Source organism: Flavonifractor sp. AGMB03687, from assembly GCF_017811815.1.
In the GTDB taxonomy this organism is placed as follows: Bacteria; Bacillota; Clostridia; order Oscillospirales; family Oscillospiraceae; genus Flavonifractor.
In genome coordinates this window covers 31119-48904 of the sequence record NZ_JADKZI010000006.1, presented here as the reverse complement: position 1 = coordinate 48904, position 17786 = coordinate 31119, and the positions used below count along the sequence as shown (strand labels likewise).

At 48.3% G+C, this 17786-nt stretch carries 21 protein-coding genes; 14 read left to right on the top strand and 7 right to left on the bottom strand.

From position 1 onward, the window contains the following. Positions 1–81 precede the first annotated feature (81 nt). The 8 genes from J9789_RS12555 to glgB all read left to right on the top strand — a co-directional run bounded on the left by J9789_RS12555 (position 82) and on the right by glgB (position 8801). Positions 82–966, top strand: a complete 885-nt coding sequence (locus tag J9789_RS12555; RefSeq protein ID WP_209345921.1) for a hypothetical protein — start codon at positions 82–84, stop codon at positions 964–966. Next, positions 963–1820 carry a DegV family protein gene (locus J9789_RS12550; protein WP_209345920.1) on the top strand — a complete coding sequence of 286 codons (858 nt, stop codon included), beginning with the start codon at positions 963–965 and terminating at the stop codon, positions 1818–1820. Before J9789_RS12555 ends, J9789_RS12550 begins: the two co-directional genes overlap by 4 nt. A 50-nt stretch (positions 1821–1870) precedes the next feature. Next, positions 1871–2755 (top strand): DegV family protein, encoded by an 885-nt coding sequence (locus tag J9789_RS12545; protein WP_209345918.1) that lies wholly within the window; start codon positions 1871–1873, stop codon positions 2753–2755. A gap of 57 nt (positions 2756–2812) precedes the next feature. Next, on the top strand, positions 2813–4000 hold the full coding sequence (locus J9789_RS12540; RefSeq protein WP_087389047.1) for a mechanosensitive ion channel: 1188 nt from the start codon (positions 2813–2815) through the stop codon (positions 3998–4000). 32 nt (positions 4001–4032) lie between these two features. Then, positions 4033–5214 (top strand): methionine adenosyltransferase, encoded by a 1182-nt coding sequence (gene metK, locus J9789_RS12535; protein WP_209345916.1) that lies wholly within the window; start codon positions 4033–4035, stop codon positions 5212–5214. A 63-nt stretch (positions 5215–5277) separates the two neighbouring features. Then, the gene (locus J9789_RS12530; protein ID WP_209345914.1) at positions 5278–6096 is read left to right on the top strand and encodes a phosphatidate cytidylyltransferase; all 819 of its coding nucleotides are present in this window, start codon (positions 5278–5280) and stop codon (positions 6094–6096) included. Positions 6097–6116: 20 nt separating this feature from the next. Beyond that, entirely contained in the window at positions 6117–6965 is an 849-nt protein-coding gene (locus J9789_RS12525; RefSeq protein WP_209345912.1) for a patatin family protein, read from the top strand. A gap of 42 nt (positions 6966–7007) precedes the next feature. After that, the gene (gene glgB, locus J9789_RS12520) at positions 7008–8801 is read left to right on the top strand and encodes a 1,4-alpha-glucan branching protein GlgB (RefSeq protein WP_209345910.1); all 1794 of its coding nucleotides are present in this window, start codon (positions 7008–7010) and stop codon (positions 8799–8801) included. Between the two features lie 160 nt (positions 8802–8961). On the opposite strand, the gene J9789_RS12515 is transcribed toward glgB, so the two are convergent. Next, on the bottom strand, positions 8962–9504 hold the full coding sequence (locus J9789_RS12515) for an SLOG family protein (RefSeq protein WP_087389036.1): 543 nt from the start codon (positions 9502–9504) through the stop codon (positions 8962–8964). 127 nt (positions 9505–9631) lie between these two features. On the opposite strand from J9789_RS12515, the gene J9789_RS12510 reads away from it, so the two are divergent. Together J9789_RS12510 and J9789_RS12505 are read left to right on the top strand one after the other, a co-directional pair. Continuing rightward, positions 9632–10429 carry a GTP pyrophosphokinase family protein gene (locus J9789_RS12510; RefSeq protein ID WP_209345908.1) on the top strand — a complete coding sequence of 266 codons (798 nt, stop codon included), beginning with the start codon at positions 9632–9634 and terminating at the stop codon, positions 10427–10429. Between the two features lie 262 nt (positions 10430–10691). After that, entirely contained in the window at positions 10692–11024 is a 333-nt protein-coding gene (locus tag J9789_RS12505; protein WP_209345906.1) for a helix-turn-helix transcriptional regulator, read from the top strand. Positions 11025–11053: 29 nt separating this feature from the next. On the opposite strand, the gene J9789_RS12500 is transcribed toward J9789_RS12505, so the two are convergent. Both J9789_RS12500 and J9789_RS12495 read right to left on the bottom strand, forming a co-directional pair. Then, positions 11054–11437 (bottom strand): hypothetical protein, encoded by a 384-nt coding sequence (locus tag J9789_RS12500; RefSeq protein ID WP_209345904.1) that lies wholly within the window; start codon positions 11435–11437, stop codon positions 11054–11056. A 5-nt stretch (positions 11438–11442) separates the two neighbouring features. Further along, positions 11443–12105: a ParM/StbA family protein gene (locus J9789_RS12495; protein WP_209345902.1), complete on the bottom strand. Its 663-nt coding sequence runs from the start codon at positions 12103–12105 to the stop codon at positions 11443–11445. A gap of 142 nt (positions 12106–12247) precedes the next feature. Here J9789_RS12495 and J9789_RS12490 point away from each other — a divergent pair, with 142 nt between their 5' ends. The 4 genes from J9789_RS12490 to J9789_RS12475 all read left to right on the top strand — a co-directional run bounded on the left by J9789_RS12490 (position 12248) and on the right by J9789_RS12475 (position 14414). After that, a complete protein-coding gene (locus J9789_RS12490) occupies positions 12248–12610 on the top strand; it encodes a hypothetical protein (protein WP_209345900.1) in 363 nt (120 codons plus the stop codon). Beyond that, complete coding sequence (locus J9789_RS12485) at positions 12556–12810, top strand: DUF3847 domain-containing protein (RefSeq protein WP_209346127.1); 255 nt, start codon at positions 12556–12558, stop codon at positions 12808–12810. Before J9789_RS12490 ends, J9789_RS12485 begins: the two co-directional genes overlap by 55 nt. A gap of 298 nt (positions 12811–13108) precedes the next feature. Beyond that, a complete protein-coding gene (locus J9789_RS12480) occupies positions 13109–13936 on the top strand; it encodes a 4Fe-4S binding protein (protein WP_348633692.1) in 828 nt (275 codons plus the stop codon). A gap of 247 nt (positions 13937–14183) precedes the next feature. Next, on the top strand, positions 14184–14414 hold the full coding sequence (locus J9789_RS12475) for a hypothetical protein (protein ID WP_348633686.1): 231 nt from the start codon (positions 14184–14186) through the stop codon (positions 14412–14414). Between the two features lie 620 nt (positions 14415–15034). On the opposite strand, the gene J9789_RS12470 is transcribed toward J9789_RS12475, so the two are convergent. The 4 genes from J9789_RS12470 to J9789_RS12455 all read right to left on the bottom strand — a co-directional run bounded on the left by J9789_RS12470 (position 15035) and on the right by J9789_RS12455 (position 17784). Then, positions 15035–15340 (bottom strand): hypothetical protein, encoded by a 306-nt coding sequence (locus tag J9789_RS12470; protein WP_171332334.1) that lies wholly within the window; start codon positions 15338–15340, stop codon positions 15035–15037. An 84-nt stretch (positions 15341–15424) separates the two neighbouring features. Next, the gene (locus J9789_RS12465; RefSeq protein ID WP_171332335.1) at positions 15425–16798 is read right to left on the bottom strand and encodes a tyrosine-type recombinase/integrase; all 1374 of its coding nucleotides are present in this window, start codon (positions 16796–16798) and stop codon (positions 15425–15427) included. A 4-nt stretch (positions 16799–16802) separates the two neighbouring features. Further along, positions 16803–17429, bottom strand: a complete 627-nt coding sequence (locus J9789_RS12460) for a helix-turn-helix domain-containing protein (protein ID WP_171332336.1) — start codon at positions 17427–17429, stop codon at positions 16803–16805. 118 nt (positions 17430–17547) lie between these two features. Next, the gene (locus tag J9789_RS12455; protein ID WP_171332337.1) at positions 17548–17784 is read right to left on the bottom strand and encodes a helix-turn-helix domain-containing protein; all 237 of its coding nucleotides are present in this window, start codon (positions 17782–17784) and stop codon (positions 17548–17550) included. Between the last annotated feature and the right edge of the window lie 2 nt (positions 17785–17786).

The window sequence follows — 17786 nt, the reverse complement described above, 5'->3', positions numbered from 1 at the left end:
AACCTTGCTGGTTGCAAGAGCTAAGTAACGAATTTTGAGGTTTTTTGTTTTGTAAGGGAAGAGAGCGAGGTAATAGTGAAAATGAGGAGGATCAAGCAGTTTCTGAAAGCCATGAGGATAGAACAGAGAGAACACAAAAGTTCTTTTATCGTATTTACGATTCTCAGGCTTTCTGTCATTCTCGTTATGGTGCGTCAGCTATTTAATGGAAACTATGAAAGCGTGTTCTTGTGCCTGCTGACGCTCCTGCTCCTGATCGGTCCCAGCATTGCGCAAATCACCCTACGGGTGGAGCTGCCTACCACATTGGAGATCATTATTTTCCTCTTTGTCTACGCCGCAGAAATCTTGGGGGAGATCCATCAGTTTTATACGGCGATCCCCTATTGGGATACCATTCTCCATATGTTAAACGGTTTTTTAGCGGCAGCCATCGGATTCTCCCTGGTGGAGCTCCTCAACCGAAATCAAAAGCTGGTGTTTCAGCTCTCGCCTTTCTTTACCGTTCTGGTGGCCCTATGCTTTTCCATGACCGTAGGGGTCCTATGGGAGTTTTTCGAGTTCACCATGGACATGGTTTTTGGCCTGGACATGCAGAAGGATACTGTCATCCACTCTATTTCTTCTGTACTGCTGGAAACAGGCGGCAGTGGAATTCCATATAAAATCAATGGAATCTCCGAGGTCTATATCAACGGAGAGCCGCTGGGCGTAGGCGGTTATCTGGATATTGGCCTTATTGATACCATGGCCGATCTGTTTGTGAACTTTGTCGGTGCGGTAGTGTTTGCCGTTTTCGGATACCGATATGCAAAGCACCGGGATAAAGCAGACCCGATACAGCGATTTATCCCTATACAAAAGGATACCGACAAGGATTATCTTCTTGCGGTGAGAGAGGGAGACAAAGACGCTGAGACCGGCTTGACTGTACATGTACATGAGGAGAAGGAGCGATTACAATGAAGACAGCGATTCTGACAGACAGCAACAGTGGTATTTTCCCGGAAGAGGGAGAACGGCTGGGAATATTTGTGCTTCCCATGCCGGTCATTTTGGATGGAAAGGAATACTTCGAGGGGGTAAACCTCACTCCAAACGAATTTTATCAGCACATAGCCGAGGGTGCCGATGTATCAACCTCTCAGCCGTCTCCGGGAGATGTCATCTCCATGTTTGACCGGATCTTTTCCGAGGGATATGACGAACTGGTCTACATCCCCATGTCCAGTGGTCTCAGCTCCTCTTATCAAACAGCGCAAATGCTTTCGGAAGAGTACGAGGAAAGGGCCCAGATCGTGGACAACCATCGGATCTCTGTGACGCTCCATGATTCCGTCCTTTATGCCAAATCTCTGGCGGATCAGGGCATCAGGGCAAAAGAAATTCGCGTTGCCTTAGAAGCCACTGCCATGGATTCCATGATCTATTTGGGTGTAAATACCCTGAAATATCTTAAGAAAAATGGCCGCTGCACCCCTACTGTGGCAACCTTGGGGGATGTTCTCAATATTAAGCCGCTGCTTATTTGCCAAGGCGGTCGTTTTGACCGTTGCTGCCTGCCGCGTAGTACATCTGCCTGCCAAAAGGCTTTGCTTGAGCGTGCAAGTAATATGGCAGACACCCTGCGAACCTCCAGTGGGAAACTAAATATTGGAGTGGCCAGCTCATTTGTGTGTTCCGATGCTGAGAAGGATTGGGAACAGCAGGTCCGGAAAGCGTTTCCATGGGAGAATGTCCACTATGAGCCCCTTTCTTTCAGTATTGCCTGTCATACCGGCCCCAATGCTTTCGGGGTAGGGATCAGCAGACAGACGTAATGAGAAGAGAGCTGACCTCAGAGGAAAAGTAAGGGAGGAGTGGAAATTTTATGGCCGACTATACGATTTTTACCGATGCCGCCGCAGATATTCCCCTTGAATGGTATTGCCGGTACGATATTCAGGGAGTATCTATGGATTATATGCTTTCAGAGGAAACAAATACGATCTTCCCCGGCAAAGCGGACGCAGAGGAAAGCAGCGACTGCTTTTATGACGCTCTGCGCAAGGGTGAAAAAACATCCACTACCCAGGCGACTCCATACAAATACATAGAGGCCTTTTCCCCTGTGCTGGAGGCAGGAAACGATATCCTCTACTGTTGTTTTTCCTCTGGTATGTCCGGTACCTGGCATAATGCGCTGCTGGCAAGTGAGATGCTGAAGGAACAATACCCGGAGCGGGCGATCCGGTGCGTGGATACCCTGAGTTCCTCAGCGGGACAAGGATTGATCGTGATCCAGGCCGCCGCATTGAAAGAACGCGGAATGTCTTTGGAGCAAAACGCCAAATGGCTGGAGGAACATCTCCAGAACATGAACCACTGGTTTCTGGTAGATGATCTGGACTTTTTAAAGCGAGGCGGGAGAGTTTCGCCCACCGTTGCCTTTCTGGGGAGCACATTGCAAATTAAGCCAATTCTTACGATTGATCGTAATGGTAAACTGGTCGTTGCCGAAAAAGTCCGGGGACGCAAGCAATCCATGAAACGGCTGGTGGAGCTGTTCCGCATCGGTTCAGATTTTCAAGGCGTTTTGCCTGTCGTATTTATAAACTACGCTGGTTGCCGAGAGGATGGGGAACTTTTGGCTGATATGATCCGTGAGGCAGCTCCTTCTGATGTCCGGGTTTTTATCACACCGCTTTCCCCATATACCGGCGCTCACACTGGCCCGGGAATGCTCTCGGTTTGCTTTTGGGGAAAAAGAAGATAACTGTGTTTGGATTCAAAGGCACTTCACGCCATTGAATAAAAACAGGAGGAATCAATCATGTTCGTTGAAACACTGGAAGCCTTTTTTGGCGCAGGCCTGTGGGCCGTGATCAAAGCCGTCCTTATCCTTCTCCTGGCCTTTATCGTCTCAGCCGTTGTCAAATCCGCGGTCACAAAGCTCCTGGCAAAGACCAAGCTGGGTAAGGGAGCAGAAGGACAGGAGGCTGGCAACGCCTTGACGATGATTGGCAAGCTGGTCCATCTGGTGGTGTTTTTGCTCTTTGTCCCCGGCATCTTTGAAAGCCTGGGCTTGAACAATGTCTCGGCACCCATTTTGAGTCTGCTGAATACCATCTGGGGATACCTGCCCAACATTCTGGCAGCCGTCCTCATTCTCTGGATTGGTTGCTACATTGCGAAACTGGTGCGGGAACTGCTGGCCCCCGCTCTGAATAAGCTGGAGGTCAACCGTCTGCAAAAAATGGCAGGTATGGAGGTATCCGAAACCGGCAAGCTCTCCAATACGCTGGCCTATTTGGTCTATGTCCTCATTTTGATCCCGGTTATTATCACCGCACTCCAAGCTCTGAATATCCGGGCGATCTCTGAGCCCGCAGTGCAGATGCTGACCATGATCTTTAAGTTTTTACCCTATCTGCTTGCTGCCGTCATCATCTTCGTGGTGGGCTGGGTGATTGCGAAGCTGCTGGGCGCTATTGCGGAACGGGTCATTGCCGCCACCGGCGTGGACGCTAAACTCCGCACAGCCGTGGGACAGGAGGAGAGCAAGTGGGTCCTCTCTTCCGTTATCGGCAAAACCTTACGGACTGTTCTGGTCATCTTCTTTGTGGTAGAGGGAATCAACGCACTTCATATGGAGGTGCTGACTCAAATCGGCGCCACGGTAATTGGGTATCTGCCCTATGTATTGGCTGCCGCAATCATCTTCATCGGATGTTGGATTGGCAATGCCTTTGCTAAAAAGGTGCTTGTGAAGAATGGTCATAAGACTGCTGCCCTTGTGACCCAGTGTGCCATTTACACCGTTGGCGCTTTTTTGATCCTGAGCCAGCTTGGGATTGCGAAGGAGCTGGTAAATGCAGCGTTCATTCTGATTCTGGCCGCTCTTGCCGTTGCCTTTGCTATTTCCTTTGGCGTTGGTGGCAAAGACTTTGCTGGAAGGGCGCTGGAAAAGTTGGAAGGGAAACTCCAAAACGTCTCCCCGGAGGAAACTCCTAAAGAGTAAGCTCACAATAAAAGAAAGAAGGAATACATCGTATGGCAAAACGTCTTTTCACCTCTGAGTCCGTCACGGAAGGCCACCCCGACAAGGTCTGCGACCAGATCTCTGATGCAATATTAGACGATATTATCGCAGCCGATCCTATGGCCCATGTGGCCTGTGAGACCTTTACCACCACCGGCATGGTGGTGGTTATGGGAGAGATCACCACCTCCCATTATGCCGACATCCCCGGCATCGCCCGGCGAACCATCGAGCGTATCGGCTATACCAACCCCGATTATGGCTTCGATTTCCGCTCCTGCGCTGTGATGAGCTCCATCGACAAGCAATCTCCCGACATTGCCATGGGAGTAAATCAGTCCTATGAGCATCAGAATGGCGACACCGATGAGGCCGACCTCATCGGCGCGGGCGATCAGGGTATGATGTTTGGCTATGCCTGCGATGAGACACCCGAGCTGATGCCTGCCCCCATCTCTCTGGCCCATCAGCTCTGCCGCCGCCTGACCCAGGTCCGCAGGGCTGGGAACCTTCCCTGGCTCCGCCCCGACGGCAAGAGCCAGGTGACGGTAGAGTACGGGGAAAACGGCGAAATCCTCCGCTGCCCTGCCATTGTTGTGTCTACCCAGCATGATCCAGACGTCAGTTTGAAGGAACTGAGGGAGGCCGTTACGGAGACCATCATCAAGCCGGTCATCCCCGGTCAGTACATGGACAAGGACACCAAGATCTATGTCAACCCTACCGGGCGGTTCGTGGTGGGTGGCCCAGTGGGAGATACCGGTCTCACCGGACGAAAGATCATCGTGGACACCTACGGAGGCTCCGCAGCCCACGGCGGCGGGTGCTTTAGCGGAAAGGATCCCACTAAGGTAGACCGCTCGGCGGCCTATATGGCCCGGTATGCCGCTAAAAATATCGTGGCAGCCGGGCTGGCGAAAAAGTGCCAGATCGAAGTGGCTTATGCTATCGGGGTCGCTCACCCAGTCTCTATTCTGGTAGACACCTACGGTACCGGGGTGGTCAGCGATGAGAAGCTCTCTGAGCTGGTAGGCCGGTTCTTTGACTTTCGCCCCGCCAAGATCATCGAGAAATTGGATCTGCGCCGCCCCATCTACGAACAGATTGCAGCCTATGGTCATTTCGGGCGGATGGATCTTGACCTGTCCTGGGAGCGGACCGACATGGTCGATGCGTTGAAGGCTGCGCTCTGAGCCGGATGCAAACATGGCGCCGCCCAGCTTGGGCGGCGCCATGAAGCATAAGGAGGGGATCCCATGCTGAAAACACGGGCGAAAACAGGCGTGTTTCTCTCTGCGCTGGTTTTGCTGCTTTTACATTTCTCCTATCTTCCCTATGTCTTAAAATCTTTTGCCGCTGCCCTCAATTTAATGGGAACCTTTGAGCTGTACCGTGCGGCAGGCTGCAAAAGCAAGGGGGTCCCACTTTGTATATCGATGCTTCTTGGGGCGGCAATGCCCTTTTTCCTCCCCGGTATTCCACAGTATCGTATGGTGGTAGCCGTTGTGCTGGGGCTGTCCCTGGTCGCCTTTTTTCCCCTTGCGGCCAATGTGGATGTCCTGACCTTTCAAACGGTAAGCGTGGCCTTTGGAAGCTCGTTCTTGATTTCCTTGTTCTTTTCTGCCATTCCCACCCTGCGAATGTCCCAATATGGGCTTTACTATGTCATTTTAATGGTGTTGACCTCTGTGATAACTGAGGTCGCAGCATACTTTGTAGGACGAGCCATCGGCAAGCATAAGTTGAGTCCAAAAGTCAGCCCGGGGAAAACGGTAGAGGGATTTGTGGGGGGTACCACCATCGCCTATTTTGTAATACTGACGGTGGGAATCGTATTCAGCCATCAAACCAACACCCCGATTCGCTATGGTGTTTTTTCCTGCTATGTACTTCTTGCCTCTGTGATCGGGCAAATCGGGGATCTGGCAATGTCTCTGATCAAAAGAGCCGCTGGGATCAAAGATTTTGGTCGGCTGCTGCCTGGACACGGAGGCGTGCTGGATCGTTTTGACAGCCAGCTTTTTATTGCACCCTTTACCCTTACTTTTTGCACCTTCATCCAGCATATTTTTTAGGCCTTATGGAGGACAAGAATATGAAAACAGGAAGCATAGATGTTGGCGGTGGCTTGCGTGGGGTCTACGCTGCCGGTGTATTTGACCGCTGCTTGGACATGGGTGTTCACTTTGATGTCGGCATTGGCGTATCTGCCGGAAGTGCCAATATATTGGCCTATGCTGCTGGACAGCGGGGGCGAAACTACCCTTTCTATGCGGAATATCCTTTTCGCAAGGAATACATGAGTTGGGGGAATTTTCTTCGGAAAAGGTCTTATCTGGATCTGGACTATATATATGGTACCCTCAGCAATTCTGGGGGAGAAAATCCACTTGACTTTCCCGCAATCATGGCAAGCTCTATGGAATTATGTATTGTTGCCTGTGATGCGGAGACGGGAGAAGTCAAATATTTTGGAAAAGACGATATCCAGCAGGATGATTACAGCATTCTGAAAGCCTCCAGTGCCATCCCCTTTGTTTGTCACCCCTATGAAGTGAAGCGGCACCTATACTATGACGGCGCTTTAGGCGATCCCATCCCCATAAAAAAGGCGTTCCAAATGGGCTGTGACCGGGTAGTTTTAATTCTCTCCAAGCCCAAGAACCTATTTCGTCAGCCGGGGAAAGACCCTTCCTTTGCCAAAAGGATTGAGAGACGCTACCCAAAAGCGGCAAAACAGCTTCGCCTCCGGGCCCGGCGTTACAACGATGGCGTAGACTTGGCAAAACTTTATGAAGCCCGAGGGCAAGTTCTGATTGTGTCGCCTGATGATACCTGTGGCGTTGATACTTTAACCCGAGATAAGGATGCCCTGCAAAAGCTGTATGCGAAGGGGTATCAGGATGGGGGGACGATTGCTGCATTCCTCTCTTCAATCAAATAGAGTGCCTCATTTAACGACAGAATCAACGAGAGGAGAATAACCGTGGATATGTATGGGTTTTATAAAGGGCAAATTCTAAACGCATACGAATATTTGGGTGCGCATTTCACGGTAGGAAGGACAACATTTCGTACCTTTGCCCCTAACGCCGCTCGTGTTAGTCTGCTTTACGCTGACGAGGAAATTCCTATGCTGCCGGTTTATGATGGGAATTTCTATGAGATTGCTGTGCCGAATGTAAAGGTAGGGCAACCGTACGAATACCGCATTTATATGCAAAACGGCGGCTATACCGATCATTGTGACCCCTACGGATTTGGGATGGAATTGCGCCCCGACCACAAGTCTGTTGTGGTCGATCTATCGGCCTATTGTTTTGCCGATGGAAAATGGATGAAACAAAGGGGAAACCAGCTCGCACGGCCTATGAACATCTATGAGATGCACCTCGGCTCATGGAAAAAACCCAGCGACAATGAGTGGTATCGTTATGACGAGCTTGCCCCGCTCCTTATCCCCTATTTGAAAGAGAGCGGCTATAATTATGTGGAATTTCTTCCGCTTTGTGAGCATCCCTGCGATGAAAGCTGGGGGTACCAGAACACTGGGTTTTATGCGCCCACCAGACGTTACGGAAAGCCCGACGATTTGAAACGGCTGATCGACCTGCTCCATCAAAGCGGGATCGGCGTTATCCTGGATTTTGTACCCGTCCATTTTGCGGTGGACTGGTATGCGCTGGCACAGTATGACGGGACGGCGCTCTATGAGTATCCCCATAGTGATGTGGGTGTCAGCGAGTGGGGCAGCTATAATTTTATGCACTCTCGCGGTGAGGTGCGGAGCTTTCTGCAATCTGCGGCAAACTTTTGGCTGAAAGAATACCATTTCGACGGTCTGCGGATGGATGCGATCAGCCGCATAATATACTGGCAGGGAGACGAAAAGCGGGGTGTAAATGGCAACGCTGTCGATTTTATCAAAGTAATGAACCTGGGCCTGAAAGAGAACAATCCGGACTGCATTCTAATTGCGGAAGACAGCACCAATTATCCCGGCATTACAAAGTCCGTCCATGACGGAGGATTAGGGTTTGATTACAAGTGGGACATGGGATGGATGCACGATACGCTGACATATTTCCAAGCGGCTCCAGCGCAGCGGACAGCCCTGTACCACAAACTGACTTTCTCCATGATGTACTTTCAAAATGAGAAATATCTTTTGCCTTTTTCCCATGATGAGGTGGTACACGGAAAAGCCACTATTCTCCAAAAGATGAACGGACAATACGAGCAGAAATTCCCCCAGGCGCGGGCAATGTATCTCTATATGCTGGTGCATCCCGGGAAAAAGCTAAATTTTATGGGAAATGAATTTGGACAACTGCGGGAGTGGAACGAAAAAAGAGAACAGGATTGGGACTTGCGAAAATATCCAAATCATGATGCGTTTTATCATTATATGGCAAAGCTGAACGATATCTATATATCTCATCCGGCCTTATTCGAGTGGGATTATCGAACAGACGGTTTTTACTGGTTGGACTGCCATCAGGAGAACCGATGTATCTATGCGATCTGCCGGAAAGGCAAAGGCGAATACCTTGCCGCCGTTTTCAATTTCAGCGACCAAGTACAGATGGATTATACCGTGGCCATCCCAGGAGCAATCGTCGCTTCCCCTTTGGTGTATAGTGATTGGGAAGAATTTGGCGGCACAACCCCCAGAGGGAAGGCTGTTTTTCAAATGAAAAAGAGCAACCTTACCTGCACTCTGCAACCATTCTCAGCCCTCCTAATGGATATAAAACAGGACGGTGCAAACACCTATTAGATGAGTAAATAGCCACCATTTTGATGGGGGGTATTTGGCGCATCTTTATTACAAGAGGACCAACTATTGTCCTTTTGTATCCTGCGTGTAGTTAGGCGGAGCGTTACCCGACAAAGGGCTGCTATTAAAAAGGATCGGCAATTATGAGTTGTCCTTTGTTTTAACATAGACTATTTGTAATCTTTCCAGTATCTGGGTGAATAAGGATAATCGGCTTTCCCACTTTTTGGGCATAGTTTACCGTCATACCTGTCCCGCTGCGGATAGTACGGTCATTGTCATAGACCGCCAGTAAACAGTCAGCCTGATCCACCATATACTCATTCCGCTGGCGGAAGCTGACCCCTGGGGCTTGTCCTTTTTCTCCAATCACAACTGTTTTTTCGCTGTGCCGTACAAGAAATGCCAGCCGTTTTTTACTCCGCTCGTCCCAGTCTGCATTGTGACCTTCGAAGGGCAAGGCCATCATCAGCTTTATTTCTCTGTACTCCGGTTGCTCTTTGAGCCGCAAAAGGATCTCGCCGGCCCACATATCTACACCCAGGGAGCCGCCAACCCAGAACTGCCGCACACCTTTTTCGTAGAGCATAGCAAATTGCTCCTGCAACCGCTTCTTCAGTCGTTTGCAGCCGTTGTTATTTTCATTATATTTCCACTTAAATCGAGTTGGGCGATGGCCCGTAATTGCACAGGTAAAAAACATATTTAACTCCTTCCAATCAATTTTTCTTACTTTTTTAATCTATCAATCACATATTATTTTTAATGCCGCAACAGATGGACGATGGGACACAGGACAAAAGAATTATGGAGAGGAGAGGACTATGTAAATGGAACAGCCGCTCTTTGAAGTGCTGGATAACGAGACCATACAAAAATGGTTGGAATACAGAGCAGACGGTTCACTTCCCGCATCTCCCGAATCCGTTGAGTATTTCCTATTCCAGCAGGCAGTGAAGTTGACCGACACTCTGGTAGGCTACAGAGAACGAATGATGATGTATTCCTGCGCCATGCGAAATGTACAAGTCAAATTTGAGACATTGGACAATGAATTTAAGATTCGGAACCGTAGCAACCCAATCCACTCTATCAACACCCGGCTCAAGAGCAATGCCAGTGTGTTGGAAAAGCTATTTCGGAAAGAGTTAAAACCTACACTGGAAAATATTGAAGAGCATATCCAGGACATTGCAGGGGTACGGGTAATTTGTTCTTATATTGATGATATTTATTTGCTGGCTGATGCGCTGACTCAACAGGACGATGTTATTCTCTTGAAGAAAAAGGACTATATTTCCAACCCAAAACCGAACGGATACCGAAGCTTACACTTAGTAGTCAGTGTGCCTGTCTACTTTGCAGATCAAAAGAAGCAGATGCCGGTCGAAGTGCAGATCCGTACCATCGCCATGGACTTTTGGGCCAGCCTGGAGCATCAATTAAAGTATAAGCAGGAAATCCCTGAACAGCAGGAAATTGTCCAAAGGCTGCGGAACTGTGCAGACACAATCTCTGAGATTGATTCTGAGATGCAACATATCCGACGGAAACTGGAAATGGCATCAGACCGATCTGTTGAAAATGACTTACTGGATAAGCTGCGGAAATTGGATTTACCGATATAGTACAATTTGAATCAGGAGAGAGACGGAATACCTCTCTCCTGATTTTTGAAGAAGAAGGTTTCCACCAGCCCGCATTTCTATCCCAGGGTACCGCCGCCCCAAAACTACTGGACACCCTTTTCATAAAGCAAAATAAACTGGTTTCACATCCGTGTCGCCAGCCGTTTTTCTATTATATACGCTTTAGCTGATTTAATCCATCTAAAAGCCGTTAATTTTTTACGCCGTAGCGGATAAAATAGTGTCCATAGGAGGGTCGCCTATGGATGATTTACTGGATCAAATGGGAAAACGCCTGGTTGCCCGGAGAAAGCAACTGCGGCTGACCCAAGAGGAGCTGGCAGAGCGTGCGGACATGAACGCACAAATCATTTCCACCGCCGAAACGGGGAAAAAGGGCCTGCGGCCGGAGAACATCATCAAGCTGTGTATCGCTTTGGACATCAGTGCGGATTATCTCTTGATGGGCAAAGTGGGGGCAAGCGACTATGATATTCTCTCCCAAAAGGTTTCCAAACTAACTCCCTCTCAGTACCAGCATTTAGAGGACATTATAAACTCGTATATTGTCGCATTGGAAGAGCGGGAAGCATAAGGCCAAAAAGCCCTATGTTTCCCGCCCTTTTATTCTTTTCCCCGGAACGCCGCCAGCGTGTCCGCTATGGCCGCAAACCCAGCGGCGTCCAGTTCTCCGTCCAAAACTGGTTCCGGCAGCTCCTGGGTCACTTGGCCATCAGAATGGTTCTCCTCGGCTTTTCGATACCCCCGCTCCTCCAAGATCCGCACCACCAGGGCCTCCATCTCCGCCCGGCCCATCCCGGCGGGCGGCTCGGCTGTCTCGGGAATCTCCGGCGTTTCCGAACAGTGAATATAATGGAGGATGGCGTTCACAAGGAACTGCGCCTTTCGGCGGCCCTGCCGGTTCAGCAGCTCCGCCACCTGCCGGTGGGCCGGATCGCCGGGATTGAAGCCGATGGTAAAGCGATACAGCGACTTTTTCTCGGCCACGGGGATCACCTTCTTGCGGCCACTTGGTAGAGAATTTCGTAGCCCTTGGCGTTGGCCTTAATGTCGTCCACAAAGAGGGCCTGCCTCACTTTGCCGGACTGCTCAATAAACCGGCGCAGCAGGATGGAGCCGCCGCCGATGAACACCACCTGGCCGGAGCGCAGGTCGATCATCCGCTCCCGGAGGGCGCTGAACAGGTCGCTGACAAAGGCCGCTGTCTCCTGTTCCACCAGCTGCCGCACTTCCGGGGTATAACTTCCCTGGCCCTTGAGAATGGCGTCAATATCTCCCTCCTCCAGCAGCATATCAAAGTCCCCGTTAACTTTGGAGCGGATGCGGTTGTAGAGGACGATCACACCGTTTTCCAAGGAATCACAGGTGCCCAGCTGGGCCTTGCCCTGTTTGATAAAGAGGTAGTCGGCGGTAAACCCGCCGATGTCCACCACCAGCACCTTGGGGGCGCTGCCCAGAGATTGGAACATGGTCACGGCGGCGGCATACGCCTGGGGGAAGCACAGCGCACGGGTGATTTCAATGGAAAACGCTTTCTGATTAAGGGAAAAGCGGACTTCTCCACGGCCCATGAAATATCGCTCAAACTTCTGGTACTGCGCCCCATAGTGGGCCGGCGGCAGACCCACCGCAAGCTGAACGGGAATCGTTCCCATATCAGATGTTCCGCCAGAATTCGTTTCAATCAATCAGAATGAGTTTAATACCTATTATCCCACTTCATCTATCAGTGACATCCTGACTGTAAAAGACTTTGTCCAAACAGTACCAGAATTTTCTCATTGCAAGATTATTTTTATGGGCGTTAGCGAAGGAGCCACACTTATTCCATTTGCCATGAAAGAATGCAATGATGTTGCAGGTCTATTGTTATTGGGATTTTCTTATGAAAATATGCGAGAGACACTTAATTGGCAGTTAAGTGGTGGTAGTTCTATGGTAAATATGTGCAAATATTTTGGATGTTCGCAAAAAGGATACATTGATAAATCGGATTTTGTTTTAGATAAGTATCATGTTCGCCCTTCTCTTTTTCCCGATGTCAAATTTGAAGATTTAGACTTGGACAGGGATGGAAAGATAACGGAAAAAGACTTTGCAATCCAATTGTCAGACTACGGCGGGCGCAGCATGAAGAAAAGATACTGGAATACCAGATGAAGCAGCTTACCCGGAAGGAACGGACGCACCGGCTCTGTACCAGAGGGGCAATGCTGGAAAGTTTCCTGATAAGGCCGGAAGTGCTGACGGACGATGATGTGATGGACATTCTGAAACAGGCATTTTCCCAAACTGGTATGAAGGAAGCTGTTGCGGAGAGCGTGAAAGGTCGGGTAGCCGGGGAACCCCTTACGGAGTAAGGGCGCAACTATACACCGGTCGAGCCGGTGCGTTGCGCCCTGCCGGGGGCTTCCTGCGGAAAGCGGATGATTGCCAGCACACTTGCGGCTGCTTCCAATCATCACAGGGGACGCTACGCTTCCCCTGCGCCGGCTGCCGCCAGCTACCCCCTTTGTGGACTTGCCGCCCGGGAACACCTTGCCCTACAAGCTGTTTCCGTTCAGCAAGTTTACAAAATCATCCTATACTTACCCAGCTGGATGAAGTATAATGAAAACAATGACAAATCGGAAATTTACGGGGGAAAACTAATTGAAAATTAAGAGCAAGAAATGGTATATCTCCCTGGTATTTTGGGTGATATTTGAAGCTATAGCAGTAATTCTTTGGCTGACAAAGGACAATCTATTTTATTTGTTTAATTTCTCATATATAGGTACAGTAATAGCTATTGGATTACTGCTCTTCCAGATAGAATATAAACATGCTAGACGCATAGTTCAACTATTCATCGGCCTATATATGGTTGTTTATCTGGGGCTGATCTGTAACGAGAATATGCAGATAGAGGGATTTTGGTATTATCTGTTTACAGGGGTATTTGAAGCAGCGACAATACATTATGCGGTTGCAAAAATATTTGGTCCACTGATCTTTGGAAGAGGATGGTGTGGATATGCCTGTTGGACTGCTATGGTTTTGGATTTTCTTCCATACAAGATCCCACAGACTTCTCGCAAAAAGAAATTGGAGAGAATACGCTATTTAACTTTTATTGTATCTTTGATTTTTGTAGCCTCGCTGTTTTTATTTCGGGTAGGTAATCTTGAACGCATCATGTTCTGGTGTTTCCTGATTGGAAATATCCTTTATTATGCAATCGGGATTGTTCTTGCTTTTGCATTTAAGGATAACCGAGCGTTTTGCAAATATATCTGTCCAGTCACTGTATTCTTAAAACCTGCAAGCTATTTTTCTTTATTGCGTATCAAATGTGATGAGGAAAAATGTATATCATGCGGAAAGTGTAAAAGTGTGTGCCCGATGGATGTTGATGTAACAGATAATTCGAGAAAACGAAAAAATGGAACAGAATGCATTCTTTGCATGCAATGTGTAAAGAATTGTCCTAAAAAGGCACTGTAAAATCCCAGTTTGTCAATATTTCCATCATCGGGCCAAGCTGACCCGAACTTTCAAAAACTGAATACCAGCCGTCCACCAGCGGCACCACCGAGCAGGAAATCAGAAACGGTTTCCTGCTTTTCTTTTGTCCAAAATGAGGTGGCAAACCACCACCCCATCCAATCAACCACAGGAAGGAGGAAGCCGTTAAGGCCATCTATTCTATTACAGATCAGGGCAGAGCATATTTCAAGGAGTTGATGGCCTCTTGTGCCGCTATGCGCATATTCTGGACGAGGACCGCAAGATCAACGCCCAGAAGTTTGAGAGTGCCTTCTATGCCAATCCTGACCTTCGCTCGGTTCGTCCCCCAGAGGAAGAAAAGGAACCGGCACCCGCCGCATTGGATTTGGAGGCCCTGGTGGAACAGCTTCGCAAGTCGCCGGAACTGGCAAACACTCTGGCGGCGCTGCTCTCGGCAGCACCCGGCAGCAAATGAGTCCAAAAAATCGAATTAGCAAGGACGCGATTTTCCTTAGCAAGCGCGTGTAAACCGTTCAAATCCAATTAGCAAGCATACAACAAAATTGAATGGAAACTCTCCCTTTGCTATACGCATTTTACCGAAAATAAAAACCGCTGTAAACCAGCGAAAAACGGCTTACAGCGGTTGTTTTGGCACCCCCGGCGAGACTCGAACTCACTACATTCCGCTTAGGAGTAGACCCGATTCGACATCGGCAAGTGACACCTGATACTAAAAAATGCTTGGAAATACAGGCTTTTTCAGTATTTCCAATCCCATCTGATACCATGCTGTGATAGCTGATTCAGAGGGATTTTACAACGTCCAACTGGCTCTAAATTAGCAAGCCGTTCGATTTTTGGCGGACGTTTTGAATACAAGAAAATGTCACTATGTATCTGCTCGTTATGCGGAATGATAGGAAATCCAGTTCATTCTCGTGTGGGACCGCTGGTGTCACACGACACCAATTTAAGTCTGTTTAATATATCATTTCAAACCGAATTTTTCAACCAGAATTATTGAGAATTTCAAAGGTTTTTTCAGACTTTATGATTGTATGTAATGCAGACCTGCCGAAGCAGGTCTAATTTTTACCGAAGCATTCGTTCACGATCTTCGGCACCAACCATGTAAGCACCTTTAGCGAGAGCATCTCTTGCCATAATCTCCGCAACCTCAACTCTGTCAAATAATCTCCATAACCGCTTTTCTTCTGGTGTCAGCTGGTGGCTTCTGTCAAACAGATGATTTAATCCAAGCCCTTCAATAAGAGCATTCTTTGCAGCTGAATACTCCTTAGCCCGTTCTTCGTATTCGTCATTACGCTGTGATGATAATTTCTCAATGTCATCAGCTCTCATGCGCTCATAGTATTCATCCATGAACTCCATGTTCATCTAATTCACCTCTTAAAACAAAAAAACAAGGACAGACCCTCTTACAGCTTTATCAGCTATGTAAAAGGGTCTGTCCTTGTTTCGTTATAGATTCTTTGCCAGCGTTTTCAGGAGTGCGCTCATTTCCGGGTTCTGTAAGAGTCTCATCAGAAGTGCCGTATCATCGTCCTGTGTGACTTCTGGCACCTTTTGTACCGGTTCAGGGGTTGCAGTCCTACCAGAATAGAAAGCTGCTTCCAGACGTTCTGCATTCAGTCTGCGGTCATCGTCGATGATGTGGGAATAAACATCTGCTACCATCTTGACTTGTGCGTGACCTGAATCGCCCTGAACGGATTTCATATCGCCGCCATTCAGCTTCAGCTTGTAGGTGATACTGGAGTGGCGAAGACTATGGAAAACTACTTTTGGAAGTCCATTCTCCTCGATCAACTTATTGAAAGCACGGTTGATAACCTGACCCTCAATCGGCTTGCCGTTGGAAGAACAGAATACTAAATTGAAGTCTGTAAACTCGTCACCGAAAAGGTCTTTCAGCTCTTCGATGTCAGCCTTACGTTGAACCAGCATTTCTGCCACAGTCTTCGGGAGAAATACCTTGCGGACACTGGTTTTGGTTTTAGGTGTTTTGAGTACCAGTGCGGTGTGGGTGCTTGCAAAGGTGGGTGGGAATTTGAACAGAATATCTTTGCCGTTAAGATCTGCCATCGCTTCACGATTTACTCGTTGCAATTCTTTCTCAACGAAGATACTTGCCTGACCAAGCTCTATGCTTGCAGGTGAGATGTCCACGCAGTCCCAGGTAAGTCCCAGAAGCTCTCCCATTCGCAAGGAACAGGAGAACGCAAGATTGATTGCCAGACGAAGAATATCATCGTCACAGGCTTCCAATGCCTTTAGAAGAACTTCTGCTGTCCAGATGTCTCTGGTCTTGTGTTCTTCTTTTGGCAGCGTGGCGTGTTCTACCGGATTTCTGGTCATCAATTCCCATTTTACTGCCTGGTTGAACGCATTACGCAGAACCTTATGAATCTCTCTGATAGTATGCGGAGTCAGATACTCGTTACGAGCTTTCACATACTTTGTAGACACAGCCTTCACAGTAAGCAAATCTCTGTAATACTTATCCATGATTCTCGGAGTAACATCCTCCAACTTCATATCACCGATAAGTGGGCGAATATAATTGGAAATCAGACTCTTACGGCTTTCGTAAGTGGACATTGCCCAGGTGTTCACGCCGTAGATTGACATATACTCCTCCAAAAGATCATTGACGGTTTTGGCAGAGGGCGGGATAAAGGTTCCTGCTTCCTGCTCATATTCGACCTGCAACTTTCTTTTCTTGGCTTCGGCATTGGTGTCAAAGGTTTCCCACTTTTGACGCTTATTGCCATTCTCGTCGGTGTATGTATAAACTACGGAATACTTCTTTTTTCTCTTAACGATGGATGCCATAAAATCAACTCCTTTCCAATCCATCCTCCGCTACCAGCCGGTAACGGTTTTGGTTCTGATACCACTTCATAAAGCTCTCTTTTGTGGCTCGGTTGTGTCTGCCAACTCGGATAAGCTCAAAGCAGCCCTTGGCGGCTATGCCATATACATTCTGCCGATGAACTCCGAGCATTCTTGCAATCTCCGGTAGCCCGTAGGTTACAGCCACAATCTCCGCATCCTTTTCCTGATCCTCGATTGTACGGTAATCACTTTGTGAAGCATACCAGCGTTCAAAGCTGTCCTTAGTAATTCTTCGCTTGCCCAGCACCTCTACGATTTCAAAGTGACCTTTGGCAATCAGCTCATAAGCAGTCGCTTCCTTTAGACCAAGGCGCTGACCAAGCTCCTCAACAGAATATGTAGTTTTCTTCAATTCCTCTCCGGGAGGGGTTCCATCAACCTTTTGATATTTGAACTGATTGGCATACCAACTCTCGAAGCTGTCGATCATCACCCTCATGTTGCCGCCGACAGTAATGGTCTTGAAATAGTTTTTCTTGATGAGCCAGTACGACTCAGTTTTGCAGAGACCAAGTAATCTACCCATTTCAGGAACAGACATACTCGTGCGTTTTCTCGCATTTTCCATCCAAATAACCTCCTATGTAAAAATGTAGCCATGTGTTTTCTTGTCATGGCTACATTTTATCGAACTCCTGATTTATTTTGAAGTTTGTCGCTGGGTAGCACGACATCCTTGACAAATCTCAATTTTGGTGATCCAACCACTCATCAAAGCTCTTTTTGGAGATTCTGATGCTGCCGCCGATGCGGACACTGTGAAAGGCATTCTTCTTTACGAGGTTGTATGCGCTGGTTCTGCTGATACCCAGGATGTCTTGGATTTCATCAACCGTATAGGTTCTTTTATCAAACTGGCCTGCGGATGCAGCCAGAGTTTCTTCTGTACGCTGATTCATAGCAGCGATTCTTTCTTCAAACATTT